This is a genomic window from Candidatus Planktophila sulfonica (genome assembly GCF_002288065.1).
Classification (GTDB): Bacteria; Actinomycetota; Actinomycetes; order Nanopelagicales; family Nanopelagicaceae; genus Planktophila; species Planktophila sulfonica.
The window spans coordinates 489221-503735 of sequence record NZ_CP016773.1 but is presented as its reverse complement, the minus strand read 5'-3'; the positions used below and the strand labels follow the sequence as shown (position 1 = coordinate 503735).

At 49.0% G+C, this 14515-nt stretch carries 14 protein-coding genes and 1 pseudogene; 6 read left to right on the top strand and 9 right to left on the bottom strand.

Annotated features, from left to right (window positions below; all coding sequences use genetic code 11):
* Window positions 1–32 precede the first annotated feature (32 nt).
* The 3 genes from xylB to A1sIA56_RS02530 are packed head-to-tail and all read left to right on the top strand — an operon-like array spanning window position 33 to window position 3889.
* Window positions 33–1442 carry a xylulokinase gene (xylB, locus tag A1sIA56_RS02540; protein WP_095673390.1) on the top strand — a complete coding sequence of 470 codons (1410 nt, stop codon included), beginning with the start codon at window positions 33–35 and terminating at the stop codon, window positions 1440–1442.
* Window positions 1436–2950, top strand: coding sequence for a cryptochrome/photolyase family protein (locus A1sIA56_RS02535; RefSeq protein WP_095673389.1), 1515 nt, complete (start codon window positions 1436–1438; stop codon window positions 2948–2950). Before xylB ends, A1sIA56_RS02535 begins: the two co-directional genes overlap by 7 nt.
* Window positions 2951–2962: 12 nt before the next feature.
* Window positions 2963–3889 (top strand): alpha/beta hydrolase, encoded by a 927-nt coding sequence (locus tag A1sIA56_RS02530; RefSeq protein ID WP_095673388.1) that lies wholly within the window; start codon window positions 2963–2965, stop codon window positions 3887–3889.
* Here the strand turns inward: A1sIA56_RS02530 and glgC are convergent.
* On the bottom strand, window positions 3879–5102 hold the full coding sequence (gene glgC / locus A1sIA56_RS02525) for a glucose-1-phosphate adenylyltransferase (protein ID WP_095673387.1): 1224 nt from the start codon (window positions 5100–5102) through the stop codon (window positions 3879–3881). The two genes, A1sIA56_RS02530 and glgC, sit on opposite strands and share 11 nt — an antisense overlap.
* 57 nt (window positions 5103–5159) lie before the next feature.
* On the opposite strand from glgC, the gene glgA reads away from it, so the two are divergent.
* Genes glgA through A1sIA56_RS02510 form a run of 3 tightly spaced genes read left to right on the top strand, consistent with a single transcriptional unit; the run spans window position 5160 to window position 8039 of the window.
* A complete protein-coding gene (glgA, locus tag A1sIA56_RS02520; RefSeq protein ID WP_095673386.1) occupies window positions 5160–6326 on the top strand; it encodes a glycogen synthase in 1167 nt (388 codons plus the stop codon).
* A gap of 7 nt (window positions 6327–6333) precedes the next feature.
* The gene (locus A1sIA56_RS02515; RefSeq protein ID WP_095673385.1) at window positions 6334–7209 is read left to right on the top strand and encodes a DMT family transporter; all 876 of its coding nucleotides are present in this window, start codon (window positions 6334–6336) and stop codon (window positions 7207–7209) included.
* 20 nt (window positions 7210–7229) lie between these two features.
* Window positions 7230–8039, top strand: coding sequence for an undecaprenyl-diphosphate phosphatase (locus tag A1sIA56_RS02510; RefSeq protein ID WP_095673384.1), 810 nt, complete (start codon window positions 7230–7232; stop codon window positions 8037–8039).
* On the opposite strand, the gene era is transcribed toward A1sIA56_RS02510, so the two are convergent.
* The 8 genes and pseudogenes from era to A1sIA56_RS02470 all read right to left on the bottom strand — a co-directional run bounded on the left by era (window position 8026) and on the right by A1sIA56_RS02470 (window position 14493).
* A complete protein-coding gene (gene era, locus A1sIA56_RS02505) occupies window positions 8026–8943 on the bottom strand; it encodes a GTPase Era (RefSeq protein ID WP_095673383.1) in 918 nt (305 codons plus the stop codon). The two genes, A1sIA56_RS02510 and era, sit on opposite strands and share 14 nt — an antisense overlap.
* A gap of 32 nt (window positions 8944–8975) precedes the next feature.
* Window positions 8976–9833 carry a DNA-processing protein DprA gene (dprA, locus tag A1sIA56_RS02500; RefSeq protein WP_095673382.1) on the bottom strand — a complete coding sequence of 286 codons (858 nt, stop codon included), beginning with the start codon at window positions 9831–9833 and terminating at the stop codon, window positions 8976–8978.
* On the bottom strand, window positions 9830–11350 hold the full coding sequence (locus tag A1sIA56_RS02495; RefSeq protein ID WP_095673381.1) for a YifB family Mg chelatase-like AAA ATPase: 1521 nt from the start codon (window positions 11348–11350) through the stop codon (window positions 9830–9832). Before A1sIA56_RS02495 ends, dprA begins: the two co-directional genes overlap by 4 nt.
* Window positions 11347–11727 (bottom strand): YraN family protein, encoded by a 381-nt coding sequence (locus A1sIA56_RS02490; RefSeq protein ID WP_095673380.1) that lies wholly within the window; start codon window positions 11725–11727, stop codon window positions 11347–11349. The genes A1sIA56_RS02495 and A1sIA56_RS02490 overlap by 4 nt, the downstream gene beginning before the upstream one ends.
* Window positions 11728–11787: 60 nt before the next feature.
* On the bottom strand, window positions 11788–12393 hold the full coding sequence (locus A1sIA56_RS02485; RefSeq protein ID WP_095673379.1) for a ribonuclease HII: 606 nt from the start codon (window positions 12391–12393) through the stop codon (window positions 11788–11790).
* Between the two features lie 18 nt (window positions 12394–12411).
* Complete coding sequence (gene lepB / locus A1sIA56_RS02480; RefSeq protein WP_095673378.1) at window positions 12412–13062, bottom strand: signal peptidase I; 651 nt, start codon at window positions 13060–13062, stop codon at window positions 12412–12414.
* A gap of 215 nt (window positions 13063–13277) precedes the next feature.
* Window positions 13278–13619 (bottom strand): annotated as a pseudogene (gene rplS / locus A1sIA56_RS06975) (50S ribosomal protein L19); the annotation flags it as partial.
* A gap of 109 nt (window positions 13620–13728) precedes the next feature.
* Window positions 13729–14493 carry an inositol monophosphatase family protein gene (locus tag A1sIA56_RS02470; RefSeq protein WP_095673376.1) on the bottom strand — a complete coding sequence of 255 codons (765 nt, stop codon included), beginning with the start codon at window positions 14491–14493 and terminating at the stop codon, window positions 13729–13731.
* Between the last annotated feature and the right edge of the window lie 22 nt (window positions 14494–14515).

Below are 14515 nucleotides of genomic sequence, written 5' to 3'. Positions count from 1 at the left end.
CAACACTGACTGGCACAGTCTAGCCTTTCGCCATGGCAAAACCCCAACTCACCGCTGGTGTGGACTCTTCGACCCAATCCGTAAAGGTCGTTATTCGCAACGCTAATACTGGTGAGTTACTTCGCCAGGGTCGCGCTTCTCACCCTGATGGAACAGAAGTAGAGCCAGCCCTCTGGGAGAAAGCCCTCGAAAGTGCGATCGCCGATGCCGGCGGATTAGACGATGTTGCTGCAATCTCAATCGGCGGACAACAGCATGGAATGGTCACACTCGATAGCAATGGCGAAGTTATTCGCCCCGCACTTTTATGGAATGACACTCGCTCTGCACAATCGGCGCGCGATCTTAATTCTGAAATGGGAGGCGATGCTGAAGCTGCAAAGAAAGTTGGATCTGTTCTAGTTGCATCCTTTACTGCAACGAAACTTCGCTGGCTTGCTGAAAATGAAAAAGCAAACGCAGATAAAGTTGCAGCAGTTGCGCTCCCCCATGACTGGCTTTCATGGCGCTTACAAGGTGGAAAAGATTTCGAGAAGCTATTTACCGATCGCTCTGATGCATCAGGTACCGGCTACTTTGATCCTGTCACTTCAACATATCGCGACGATTTATTGAAATCAGCGCTACGAACAGATCGAGCGATTGTTACTCCACGTATCGTTGCGCCAAGCGCCTTTGGTGGCGAAACGCTTTCAGGTATTCCTATCGCAGCAGGAGCAGGCGACAATGCAGGAGCAGCTCTTGGTGTTCAAGCCCAACCTGGTGACGTTGTTGTCTCTCTTGGTACAAGTGGAACCGCTTTTGCAGTTTCCGATACGCCAACCCATGATGCAAGTGGCGCGGTTGCAGGTTTTGCTGATGCAACAGGTCGCTTCCTGCCTCTGGTCTGCACGCTCAATGCTGCGCGAATCTTGGATGCAGCCACTCGTATCTTAGGAAAGACTCATGATGAAGTGGGCGCTCTAGCGCTGAGCGCAAAGCCAGGTGCAAATGGTTTGTCTCTCCTTCCTTACTTCGAAGGTGAACGCACTCCAAATCGTCCTGATGCAACCGGTGTCTTTGCTGGCATGAACCTTTCAAACTCAAATCCTGCAGATATCGCACGTGCCATGATTGAAGGAATGTTGTGTGGCCTCGTTGATGCAGTTGATGCTCTTGAACAATTAGGAGTTTCGATTAATCGTGTTCTACTAATTGGTGGAGCTGCCAAGAATCCTGCTATTTCATCTATTGCATCATCACTCTTTGGTCGCGAAGTACTTGTGCCACAACCTGGTGAATATGTTGCTGATGGCGCTGCCAGACAAGCTGCGTGGGCGCTCTTGGGTGGAGATACCCCGCCACAATGGAATTTGGGTGAGGTCACATCTACTCATTCACCTGCAACGCCCGATGTTGTGAGCGCATACCGAACCCTGCGAGATAGAACAACCAATTGGTAACTGCTCAATCTAAAAAGACAGTACTTCTTCTTAACGACCAACTGAATCGCAATTACGGAGCGCTGAAGAAAGCTGATCCAAAGACCCATCAGATTCTCTTCATCGAGAGTGAACGCATGCTCACTACTCGCTCTTGGCATATTCAGCGCCTCTTCTTTCTGATGTCTGCTCGCGATCACTTCCTGCAAGAGCTACGCAATGAAGGATTTACAGTCACTTTCATCCAAAGCGCTAACACTGAAGTGGGAATCAACGATTTTCGAGCAACTCATCCAGGCGTTGAGATTGAAGTTACCGAACCTTCTTCACATCAACAGTTCGAACAGTTAAAGGGCCTCGGACTGACACTTATCCCTAACGATTTCTTTCTGACATCCCGCCCACTTTTTGCGCAATGGGCAAATGCACAGAAGAGCTTGGTGATGGAGAACTTCTATCGTGCACAACGTGTTCGCTTGAATATCTTGATGGAAGGCAGTGACCCTGTCGGTGGCAAATGGAATTACGACGCCGATAATCGTCTTCCGCCTCCCAAGAGTGCACACACATGGCCCGCTTATCTTGAACACCCACGCGATGAAATCGATGCGGCAGTAATTGCAGGTATTAAGAAGCGCAAGATTCCTGTCTTTGGCGATGATCCCGATACAACATGGGGCACAACTCGTGCTGCTGCACTTAAACAAATGGAACACTTCTTTAAGACAGGTTTTGCTGAATTCGGAGCTTATGAAGATGCGATGGTTGCTGATTCCTGGGCGGTCAATCACTCACTCTTAAGTCCTTATCTCAATGTTGGATTGCTCCATGCTGAAGAGGTAATTGCTGCAGCGCTCAAGCGCTTTGCTAAGGGTGATATTCCGATACCGAGTGCTGAAGGATTTATTCGCCAAATCATTGGCTGGCGCGAATACATCAATGGTCTCTATTGGCACTTCGGCGATCTCTATCGCAATGAAAATGCTTTAGCTGCGTCTCGCCCACTCTTGCCTCTCTTCACAGATTCGAGCAAAACTGAGATGAAATGCGTATCAACTCAGGTGCGAGATATCGAAGCACGCGCCTGGGTTCATCACATTCCACGTCTGATGGTCTTAAGTAATCTCGCACTCATCACCGGAACCTCACCACAAGAATTCTTAGATTGGATGCGCCGAGCATTTATCGACGCTGCAGATTGGGTCATGGTTCCCAACGTGATTGGAATGAGTTTGCATGCAGACGGCGGCAAGTTAGCTACCAAACCATATGCATCAGGTGGTTCATATATTTCTAAGATGGGAAGTTTCTGCAAGGGATGCGCCTTTGATCCCAAGAAACGCATCGGTGATGACGCCTGTCCATTTACAACGCTGTACTGGGATTTCCTTGATCGCAATCAAGAACGTTTTGCAAAGAACCATCGCATGGGCCAGCAATTAGCCGGGTTGAAACGATTGAGTGATTTACCGGAATTGCGAGAGCGCGCGAAAGAAGTGTTAGACCTTCTCTCTCGTGGTGAACTCTGATTCAATAACTCCATGTCACTTGCTCCAGAAATCAAAGCTTTCCTTGAAGCAGGTGCTGCAGCTGGTCTTCCACAAGTGTGGGAAGCCCCTGTCGATGTCATTCGCAAGAACACGCAATCACGTCCTGCATTAGCTGGTCCCGTAGAACCAGTGCACGAAGTCATCAATAGATTTTTTCCAGGGCCAACTGCTGATTTACCTATCCGCATCTATCGGCCGACAACGGCTACCAGCGCACCGGCAATTGTGTATTTCCATGGCGGTGGGTGGGTTCTTAACTTCCTCGATATTTATGATGCTTCACTTGCGCGATTAGCTAATCAAAGTGGAGCGACAATCATCAGCGTCAATTATCAGAAGGCGCCCGAACATCCATTCCCGATTCCTTTCGATGATTGCTACTCAACTCTTCAATGGGTAATCACCAACGCCGCGCTATTGCAGATTGATCCTACAAAAATCGGAGTTGCTGGCGATAGCGCAGGAGCTAACTTGGCTTCCGGTGTTGCAATCAAGGCGCGCGATAACAAAGTGGGTGTTGCTTTTCAGCTTCTTATCTATCCGTGCAATGACCGCGATTTTCAAACGGATTCATATATCAACAACGCCACCGGTTATGGGCTTTCAACGCAAGCGATGAAGTGGTTCTGGGATCAGTACTTACAAGGAAGTCAGCACGATACAAATCCATATGCGGTGCCAATGAAAGCAACTACTTTTGCGAACCTTGCCCCTGCAATAGTTATTACCGCCCAATATGACCCACTGATTAGTGATGGCGAGAAATATGCTGAGCTATTGCAGCGCGATGGGGTGCCCGTGATTTATAAAGAGTACGCAGGAATGATTCATGGATTCTTTACCAATATGGCTGTGACGCCTACTGCGCAGGAATCGATTGATTTTGTAGCTGGAGAGATTAAGAAGCTTACGCAGTAACGATCATTCCCTTGCCGACGACGACGATTCCGCTCTCGGTGACGGTAAAGCGCTGACGATCTCGTTCGAGATCTACGCCAATCTGCGCACCTGCTTCGACAATCGCGTTCTTGTCGATGATTGCCTTACGAACTACAGCGCGATCGCCAATCTTTACACCTGGCATGAGGACTGCGCCATCAACAAATGCACCATTTCCTACGTGTACATCGTAAGAAGTGACGGTGTGGTTAACGTGACCACCCGCGATGATTGAGCCTGCACCCACGATTGAATCTTGTGCGATTCCGCTTGCGCTGAACTTTGCAGGTGGAAGTGAAGGTGGGTTGGTAAGCAGCGGCCATTCGCGGTTGTAGAGATTGAAGATTGGATGGATCGAAACTAGATCCATATGCGCGTCGTAGTAAGCATCGATAGAACCTACATCGCGCCAGTAACCCTTATCGCGCTCGGTTGCACCAGGTACCACGTTATTTTCAAAGTCATAGACCTTTGCAAGGCCTGCCTTTGTGAGCATCGGAATAATGTTGGTACCTAAGTCATGGCGTGATTCAAGATCTTCAGAGTCGAGAATGAGCGCTTCTTCCATGACATCGCGCTTAAAGATGTAGTTACCCATGGAGACAAGACAGAGGTCAGGGTGTCCTGGCATCGCCGGTGGATTTGAAGGCTTCTCGTGGAATGCCTTAATGGTGATTCCATCTTCTGCGAGTTCGATAACGCCGAAGTCGTGTGCTTCTGCACGCGGCATGCGAATTGCAGCAATTGTGATTCCTGCACCTGTCTCGAGATGTTGTTCAAACATCTGACTTGGATCCATGCGATAAACGTGGTCAGCACCGAAGACAAGAACATGCTTTGGATTTTCATCTTGAATCAAGTTGAAGTTCTGCAAGATGGCATCGGCAGAACCTGTGTACCAACGTGGTCCAAGACGCTGTTGTGCAGGTACTGGAGTGATGTAATTTGAAAGAAGAGTCGACATACGCCAGGTAGTAGTGATGTGGCGGTCGAGTGAGTGTGATTTGTATTGAGTAAGAACTGCAATCTTGCGCATTTCAGCATTTACAAGATTTGAAAGTACAAAGTCGATGAGGCGATAAGAACCGCCGAACGGAACTGCAGGCTTTGCGCGATCTGCAGTAAGTGGCATCAAACGCTTGCCTTCGCCGCCCGCAAGAACAATTCCTAGAGGAACTTCGTAGCGAGGCATGGAGCAAGGCTACCCAACAACTTTCAATCTATCTAGAGTCACCGATACTCTTACCTCATGAGCGCTACTCGAATCGGAATCGTTACCAAAGAGTGGCCTCCAGCGGTTTATGGTGGAGCCGGCGTCCACGTTGTTCAGTTAACCCAAGCTCTTCGCGCAGTTTCAGGTGTCGAAGTCGATATTCACTGCTTTGGTGGAGCTCGCACCGATGGATCTCATGGCTATGACACTCCCGCCGAGTTCGCATCTGCAAACCCTGCGCTTCAAGCGATTGCTACAGATTTAGCGATTGCCCAAAACCTTCACAACGTTGACGTAATCCATTCACATACTTGGTATGCCAATATGGCAGGACATACAGCTTCACTTCTCTACGGCACACCTCATATCGTCAGCGCACATTCGCTCGAGCCTTTGCGCCCATGGAAAGCAGAACAACTCGGTGGCGGATACAAGATTTCTTCATGGGCTGAGAAGACTGCCTACGAAGCGGCTGCTGCCATCATCGCTGTCAGCGATGGAATGCGTGCAGATGTATTAAACGCCTATCCAGAAGTTGATCCTGCCAAGGTGGTCACAATCCGCAATGGCGTTGATACTGAAAAGTTCGCGCCAAATCACGATGATGCAGTGTTGAAGGAATTTGGAATCACTGGTCGCTACGCAATGTTCGTCGGCCGCATTACTCGCCAAAAAGGTTTAGCTCACTTACTCCGTGCCTGGAAGAAAGTTCCAGCCGAATACGGGCTGGTGCTTGCTGCCGGAAGTCCTGATGAAGAGACGATTGGCAATGAAGTTGCCGCACTGATTGCAGAACTTCAGAGCACGCGTTCTAACGTCTGGTGGATTAAAGAGATGCTCCCCCATGACAAGCTGACAGCAGCACTTACTCATGCGGATTTATTCCTCTGTCCATCTATTTATGAACCTCTTGGAATCGTGAACCTTGAAGCGATGGGGTGCGAAACTGCAGTGCTCGCGTCTCGTGTCGGTGGAATCCCTGAAGTTGTTTCACATAAGCAGACCGGTGAGCTCGTTGATTACACAATAGATCACGGAAAGTTTGAAGCAGATTTAACTTCAGCTATTTCATCACTGATGGCAGATCCTGCCCTGCTTAAAAAGTATGGAAAAGCAGGACGTGCACGTGCCCAATCAGAGTTCGGCTGGGATGCCGTCGCTGCCCAAACCATTGCGCTCTATAAGAGCGTCATCAACAAGTAAGGAAAACATGTCACGTCGCGGTTGGTTCTTATTCATTCTTGTCGGCTTCCTATGGGGTATTCCTTACCTTTTCATCAAGGTAGCCGTTGATCCAGATAATGGATTTAGTCCCGCAACTGTTGTCTGTCTTCGAACAGCAATCGGCGCAGCAATATTGATTCCTATCGCCATTAAGCAACGTCAGTTCATTGCAGCTGTTCGTGGATGGCGTTATGTCTTTGCTTATGCGCTGCTAGAAATGATTGGGCCTTGGATTCTGATCGGAACTGCAGAGCAGAAGATTTCATCAGGGCTGGCTGGGCTCCTTGTCGCGTCAGTGCCTATCTGGGCAACGATCTTTGCTTCAATGCGTGGCGATAAATCAGTCTGGCATCACACGCGCTTATTCGGAATCATCGCGGGTTTTATCGGCCTCGTAGCTGTCGTTGGTATCGAAAGCATTACCGGATCTGCTGATCCACTTTCGATTGCAATGGTTCTGGTCGCATCTATCGGTTACTCGTACGCTGTGATGATGGTGCAAGGTGCACTTCCCCATGTATCAGGAATTGCAATTAATGCGGTCGCGATGTTGATGACTGCAATCTTCTATATGCCTTTCACTATTGCACAATGGCCGACACATCAGATTTCAGATGGCGCAATCCGCGCGATCGTGGGACTGGGAGTTCTATCTACGGGAGCTGCCTTTGCCGCATTCTTTACTCTTGCATCCATCATCGGCGTCGCCCGTGGATCTCTAGTTACTTACCTCAACACAGCAATCGCAGTGATTTTGGGAGTCATCATCTTGAATGAACCACTCACAGTTGGAATCGTCCTTGGACTTCCATTGGTATTAATTGGTTCTTACTTCGCGAGCCGTAAACCTGTCGCGAAGTAATTATTGAGATACTAACTTCCATGTTAGAAGCGCTCTTTTTAGGAATAGTCCAAGGACTTACTGAGTTCCTGCCTATTTCATCTAGTGCGCATATCCGTATCGTTGGAGAGTTTCTACCCAATGCAACTGACCCGGGCGCAGCCTTTACTGCCATTACGCAGATTGGTACCGAGCTCGCAGTCTTGCTCTACTTCCGCAGAGATATTCTCAATATCGCACGTGCCTGGATTAAACGTGATGGATCTGCTGAGGCCCGCTTGGGAAGCCTCATCATTGTCGGAACTTTGCCGATTGTTGTGTTGGGCTATCTCGGCCAGGAGTACATCACCAACCACTTCCGTTCTTTGTGGGTTATTGCATCAACGCTCATTATCTTTGGGTTGATTCTCGGATTCGCCGATCGTGTCGGTAAGAGCGCTAAAGATTTATCGAACCTTTCTGTGCGCGATGGAGTTATTTACGGCTTCGCACAATCCATGGCTCTGATTCCTGGCGTCTCTCGCTCTGGCGCAACAATCGCTCTCGGTCGTTTCTTGGGATACAAGCGAGAAGCAGCACTGCGCTACTCATTCTTATTGGCAGTACCTGCGGTATTCGGAAGTGGTTTCTACGAACTCAAGCAAGCAATGGATGATTCAACAGTTTCGGTCTATTCCATGCCAGAGATACTCGCGGCAACGGTCACCGCGTTTCTAATTGGTTATGCCGTGATTGCTTGGTTGATGAAGTTCATCTCAACGAAGAGCTTTACACCTTTTGTGATTTACCGCGTTGTGCTGGGTTCAGCTCTACTTGTTGCCTTAGCAACAGGTCTTATTAGCGCTCAGTAAATCCGAGGCGCTCAAGCAGCTTTGGATCTCGCTGCCATTCTTTTGAAACCTTAACGTGAAGTCCAAGAAAAATACGTGCACCGAGTTCGCGCTCAATATCTTTTCGTGCGCGCATTCCAATATCTTTCAATCGCTCGCCTTGGTGGCCAAGCAAGATGCCGGTCTGTGAATCGCGCTCAACGTGAATAGTTGCGTGAATATCGTAGAAAGGACGGCTGCCTTTCTCTTCACGTTCTGCCATCTCATCGATGGTGACCATGATTGAGTGAGGAAGTTCTTCGCGAGCATCGCGTAAGGCAGCTTCGCGGATGAGTTCGCAGATGAGAGTTTCAATCTTCTGATCACTCTTTACATCTGTTGGATAAAAGGCAGGACCTACAGGCAAGTTATCGCCAATCAACTTTTCAAGGAGATCAATCTGCTCGTGAATTGCTGCAGAGATAGGAACGATTTCATCCCAAGTAAATCCCTTTGCAAGTGAGGAAATCCCAAGCAAGCGAGTTGCTAAATTCTTCTTTGAAACTAAATCTGTCTTGGTAACCAGTGCGAACTTCTTGGCACGTGAATACTTTGCAATTTCAGCAGCGAGGAATTCATCTCCGGCACCTGAAGTTTCATCAGCAGGTAGACACATCATCACAATATCGACTGAATCAAGGCTCTCGTTGACGACAGCGTTGAGGCGGTATCCAAGCAGCGTCTTTGGCTTATGGATTCCAGGTGTATCTACAAGAATTGCCTGATAATCAGGATTGTTAACGATTCCGCGGATAGCATGACGAGTGGTGTTGGGATGAGGCGATGTAATCGCAATCTTGCTTCCAACGAGTGCATTAATAAGAGTTGATTTACCAGTGTTAGGGCGGCCGACAATAGCCACAAAGCCCGAACGGAAATCACTCATATAGGTATTCTCTCATTACATGCGAGAAGAACCTAAAGCGCTGAAATTAACTCGATTGCATCAGGCACAGATGTCACAAGTTCAGCTGCTCTCTCGCCGATAAGTCGATGGCAGCCTTCTGATGAAGGTGAATTGATTGGCCCAGGTATCGCCATTACAGGTCTCATGAGTTCGGCTGCATCTCGTGCAGTTCGCAACGAACCGCTTCGAAAAGCCGCCTCGACAACCAGCGTTGCTTGTGAAAGCGCTGCGATAAGTCGATTGCGAGTCAAGAAACGATGTGGAAGCGCCGGAACTCCGGGCATTACTTCAGTAACTATCGCCCCGTTCTCGCAGATTTCTTCAAAGAGCCTGCTATTTCCTGATGGGTATTGCAGATCAATTCCTGATGCAATGACTGCAATGGTGCGACCTTCGGCAACGAGTGCGCCGCGATGAGCTGCCGTATCAACTCCATATGCTCCCCCGCTCACAATGTCCCATTCGCGATCAACAAAGCCCGCAGCGAAATCTCCTGCGATACGAACGCCATACGGTGTTGGGTTACGTGTACCAACAATTGCAAGAGAAGGATTACTTAGGATTTCAATATTTCCTTTAACAATCAGACCAATGGGCGGGCACTCAAGTTCATCCACGCGCAGCGGCCATTGCGCATCTCCTGGGATGATGAAGTGGGCGCCTAACTTCTCTATCGATTGAAAAGCTGTAGGGCTATCAAAACTTTGAACCTTTTCAACTAACGCCGCATGCTTTACAGAGTCATACACATTGCCTTTGATGCGATCGAAAACTGATTGCACACCTCGTTCTGTGATTTCCCGGCTCCAGAAAGTTGCTCCACCTTCAATGGCTGAAAAGAGCGCTAGGCGTTGTGCACGTTCTTTCATAGATCAGTTCCTTCGCGTAGTGAATGTGCTCGTTCGACATCATCGAGGGTCGGAACTGTGTGCCCTGCTAAATCTGAAAGGGTCCATGACAAGCGGATAACTTTGTGAAGTCCGCGCGCAGTAATTCGTTCGCGATCTAGTTCATCGTGGAGAAAATTCATGGCATCGCGTTGTGGGCGATACTTGCCGCGAAGTTCACGACTTGGAATCTGAGCATTAAGTTGCCATGGATCATTACTAAAACGATCTGCCGCAGCTTTTCGTGCCTTGATTACACGAGCACGAATTTCGGCGCTATTTTCGCCAAGGTCTGTCTGTGCCATTTCGACTCGGCTGACAGGATCAACTTGTACTCGCATATCGATGCGGTCCATGAGCGGACCGGAGAGTTTTCCTAAATAGCGACGAACCTGCACTGAAGAACAGGTGCAGTTGCGACCTTTGCCTGTGTACTTTCCGCAAGGACATGGGTTTGCAGCAAGCACTAAGAGAAAATGTGCAGGGAAAGTTATGTTTCCAACGCTGCGGGCAATAGTGATGGTTCCGGATTCAAGAGGCTGGCGTAACGAATCGAGAACTCCGATCGCGCATTCAGGTGCTTCATCGATAAAGAGCACTCCGTGATGAGCCAAGCTGCACGCACCTGGTTTGATGACATGAGAACCTCCGCCAACTATGGAAGCGCGCGAAGCCGTGTGGTGCGGCGAAACTATGGGGGCAATAAGTGACATCGGTGAACGTGAACCCAGCGCTCCTGAAATGGAATGCACTGCCGTAACTTCGAGTGCTTGATCGATAGTGAGAGAAGGAAGAATTGTTGGGATGCGCGAAGCAATCATCGTCTTGCCAGTTCCTGGTGGACCAATAAGCAAGAGATGATGTCCACCGCTGGCAGCGACTTCGGCAGCAAAGCGCGCTTTGGTTTGTCCTGCGACATCGGCGAAGTCGAGATATTCATCGACATCTGTCTTCTCTAAATCGAGTTCTTGGGCAACAGGATGCTCGCCCGTACGACCCCATAGAAGAACTTCTCGAAGTGATTCAAAGGTAAGGATCTGCATCTGTGTCATCAGTGCAGCTTCAGAACGATTAGCAGCCGGAACAATTGCCCGCGTGATTCCAGATTTATAAGCTGCAATGAGGGCTGGCAATACACCTCGCACCGAGCGAACTTTGCCATCGAGTGCCAGCTCGCCAAGTACTACCATGGATGCAAAGGGTTCTTGTGGAGCGGTGCCATGCGCAATCAGAATCGCTAGTGCAATGGAGAGATCGAAGCTGGAACCACTCTTTGGTAACCAAGCCGGCGATAGCGAGACAGTCACCTTTCTATTGGGCCAGACCTCATTGCAATTTGATATCGCAGCTCGTACCCGGTCACGGGATTCTTGCAACGCAGCATCCGGAAGCCCCAACAATGAATACATGGGAATGCCATCTGAGATATCAACTTCGATTTCAACAACACTTCCGGTGAGCCCCAGTAATGCGATGCTCTGAGTTTGTCCGATACTCATAGCAAATTACCTCGGTATTCCAAGGTATGAGTTCCATCTGCAGCAATCAGAATTGCAACGACATCAATGGTGTATTCGCACCCCAAGCATCCGTGTGTTGCCAGCCATCCCATCGCCAGCCGCTGCATGCGATGTGCTTTATCCCGATTAATTGCCTCGAAGGGATGACCGAATGCGAGTGAGCTACGAGTCTTAACTTCGACGAAATGAAAAGCACCATCGCTACTGAGTGAAACAAGGTCTATTTCACCTTCACGTATCCGCCAGTTGCGATCGAGGATTTCATCTCCACGCGCCAATAAATATTGCGCAGTTAATTCTTCACCAAAGGCACCTGTGCGCTGCTTCGCTCCTGGACGTTTAACTCTAGCCACCATGCGCGGGAGGTTAGAGGTTGGTCCTTACTTGATATTAAGAAAAGCAGGCGCCTGTGGAAACTATTGAAGAAGGGCAGCGATATTTGAAAACGATTTACGGTGTTCTATACACGGGCCATGTTCGGCAAGGGCTTTTGTGTGAACGGCAGTGATATAGCCCTTATGTTTTGCAAAGCCATATTGCGGATAAGTCTTATCTAGCTCAATCATCATGCGATCACGAGTTACCTTGGCGATAATTGATGCTGCACTAATTGCAGTAACAACTTGATCGCCCTTCCACACCGCAACATTGGGAATAGCTAAACCTTCGATTGCATAACCATCTGTCAGTACATATGCCGGTTCAATAGAAAGCCCCTTCACCGCACGGCGCATTCCATCGAGGTTTGCCGCATGCACACCGCGTTCGTCGATTTCAGATGGCGGGACAATAATGACGCTAACACTTTCGGCGATATTCATAATCACATCAAAGAGAATTTCGCGTTTGCTTTCAGAGACTTCTTTGGAATCGCGCACTTCAGCTAGCTCTGGCGCATTCGGATCTTTGAGAATGACTGCGGCAACAACAAGTGGACCCGCACATGGACCGCGACCAGCTTCATCAACACCTGCAATAGGTGAGATTCCTGCGTTACGAAGAAGTTCTTCGATCGCTTTCATAATGTTTGCGGTGTCTGATTACTTGATGGGGTTCTGGCCTGGAACTAATCCAACGCTCTTGATTGGCCAGATTGTTGCAAAGACTTGTCCAGTTACTTTAGAGACCGGAACAAAACCATTATTGACATCATCTTGGTGATAACGAGAGTCAGCAGATGAACCGCGGTGATCGCCCATTACCCAGATTTTTCCTTCTGGGACGGTGATGTTGAAATCTAAATCGCTGGCTTTATTGCCTGCAAAAATATATGGCTCAGAAGTTTCTTTTCCATTGATTGTCAGCTTGCCGTTATCGCAGCAGATGACCTTGTCACCAGCTACGCCAATGACGCGCTTAACCAGGTATTGCTTTGCAGGGTTGGGAAGTATGCCCACAGTTACGAGGCCATCTTTAACTTTTCCAAGAATTTTATTTCCAGATGCTTCGTATGGTTCAGGAAGCCAATTAGCAGGATCACGGAAGACCACAACATCGCCGCGATTAATTGTCTTTGAGATAAATGGCAGCTTGTTAACGGCTACGCGATCACCAATTTGCAGCGTGTTCTCCATAGAGCCCGAAGGGATATAGAAAAACTGCACAAGAAAAGTCTTGATTAGAAGTGAAACGGCGAGCGCAACGATTATAAGAATCGGGAACTCACGAAGGACTGAGCCCTTGCGTGGCATGTGAAGAGGTGAAGTTACTTAGATTCTTCAGTTGCTTCAGCAGCAACTTCAGGAGTCTCAACTACAGCTTCTGTTACTACGACATCTTCTGTAATCGTAACTTCAGCTGGAACCTCTGCCACAACTTCGACCGCAGCTGGCTCGGACACTTCGACGACAGCTTCTACGACAGGAGCCGGTGTTGAAAGAATTCCATCACCGTAGCCAACAATGCCATCGCGCTTTTCGCGAATCTTTGCAGCCTTACCGCGGAGATCGCGGAGGTAGTAGAGCTTTGCACGACGGACATCGCCCTTAGTGACAAGCTCGATCTTTTCAATAACTGGTGTGTGAACTGGGAATGTGCGCTCTACGCCAACGCCGTAAGAAACCTTACGGATTGTGAAAGTCTCGCGGACTCCGTCGCCCTGGCGACCGATAACGATTCCCTGGAATACCTGAAGACGTGACTTGTTACCTTCGATAACACGGACGTGAATCTTGAGCTCATCGCCTGCGCGGAACTGTGGGATGTCCTTACGAAGTGAGGCTGCATCTACGACGTCGAGAATATTCATGGTGATTCCTGTTCATTACTTATCTATAAGCACGGGTATCGCCGTGCAGACTGCGTATCTTGCCATAGAAGGGGCTCTGAGCGTAAATCGGTCAAATGACCCCCTGGAATTACGCGTGGAGGTTGAGGAAGCCCTCGAGTTCGGCGAACAAGGTTGGACCTGCCGCCAAGGTGGTCATATAGGGAGCCTGACCGTAGAGACCGAAGCGCGCCCCTGCCTCAGTGGCAACGAGGGAAGCTGCTGCCCAATCCCACTCTTTCAACCCATCTTCAAAGTAAGCATCGAGTGAGCCCATGGCAACTGAACAGATATCGACAGCTGCTGCGCCATTGCGACGAATATCGCGAATCAACGGAAGCATGCGACCGACGTTCTCGATCTGACGTCCGCGATGAGCAACATCGTATTGAAAACCTGTTCCGATGAATGCGCGATTGAATTCAACTGGCTCATTGGTCTTGATCTTGCTGCTATTGAAGAAAGCTCCGCCACCGCGAGAAGCCCACCACGTTGAATTGATCGTAGGTGCAACGACAACTCCGACTACAGAGCCATCTTTATCTTTTGCAGCGATGGAGACGTTCCAGCCAGGAAGTCCATAAAAGTAATTAACGGTTCCATCAAGTGGATCGATAACCCATGTGATGCCAGATTTACTTGCGACCTCAGCGCCTTCTTCGCCGATGATTCCATCGTCGGGACGAGCTGCAAGAAGTGATTGCACAATAAAAGTTTCTGCCTTCTTATCCATCTGAGTGGCGATATCGATGGCAGTGGATTTCTCTTCGATTTCAAAGGCGGGTGGGCGGTCCATGAGGAGCGCAGCCGCCTCGGCGCCGACTTTCTTCGCAAGTTCGAGCAAATCTTCATGCATATATGAAGTCTAAAGGGTCTAA

Excerpts from the sequence above, each read along its gene's own strand:
- glgA (WP_095673386.1), top strand. The coding sequence starts at position 5,160 with ATGAGCGCTACTCGAATCGGAATCGTTACCAAAGAGTGGCCTCCAGCG.
- glgC (WP_095673387.1), bottom strand. The coding sequence starts at position 5,102 with ATGCCTCGCTACGAAGTTCCTCTAGGAATTGTTCTTGCGGGCGGCGAA.
- lepB (WP_095673378.1), bottom strand. The coding sequence starts at position 13,062 with ATGCCACGCAAGGGCTCAGTCCTTCGTGAGTTCCCGATTCTTATAATC.
- A1sIA56_RS02470 (WP_095673376.1), bottom strand. The coding sequence starts at position 14,493 with ATGCATGAAGATTTGCTCGAACTTGCGAAGAAAGTCGGCGCCGAGGCG.
- dprA (WP_095673382.1), bottom strand. The coding sequence starts at position 9,833 with ATGAAAGAACGTGCACAACGCCTAGCGCTCTTTTCAGCCATTGAAGGT.
- A1sIA56_RS02530 (WP_095673388.1), top strand. The coding sequence starts at position 2,963 with ATGTCACTTGCTCCAGAAATCAAAGCTTTCCTTGAAGCAGGTGCTGCA.
- A1sIA56_RS02510 (WP_095673384.1), top strand. The coding sequence starts at position 7,230 with ATGTTAGAAGCGCTCTTTTTAGGAATAGTCCAAGGACTTACTGAGTTC.
- xylB (WP_095673390.1), top strand. The coding sequence starts at position 33 with ATGGCAAAACCCCAACTCACCGCTGGTGTGGACTCTTCGACCCAATCC.
- A1sIA56_RS02490 (WP_095673380.1), bottom strand. The coding sequence starts at position 11,727 with ATGGTGGCTAGAGTTAAACGTCCAGGAGCGAAGCAGCGCACAGGTGCC.
- A1sIA56_RS02515 (WP_095673385.1), top strand. The coding sequence starts at position 6,334 with ATGTCACGTCGCGGTTGGTTCTTATTCATTCTTGTCGGCTTCCTATGG.
- A1sIA56_RS02485 (WP_095673379.1), bottom strand. The coding sequence starts at position 12,393 with ATGAAAGCGATCGAAGAACTTCTTCGTAACGCAGGAATCTCACCTATT.
- A1sIA56_RS02495 (WP_095673381.1), bottom strand. The coding sequence starts at position 11,350 with ATGAGTATCGGACAAACTCAGAGCATCGCATTACTGGGGCTCACCGGA.
- era (WP_095673383.1), bottom strand. The coding sequence starts at position 8,943 with ATGAGTGATTTCCGTTCGGGCTTTGTGGCTATTGTCGGCCGCCCTAAC.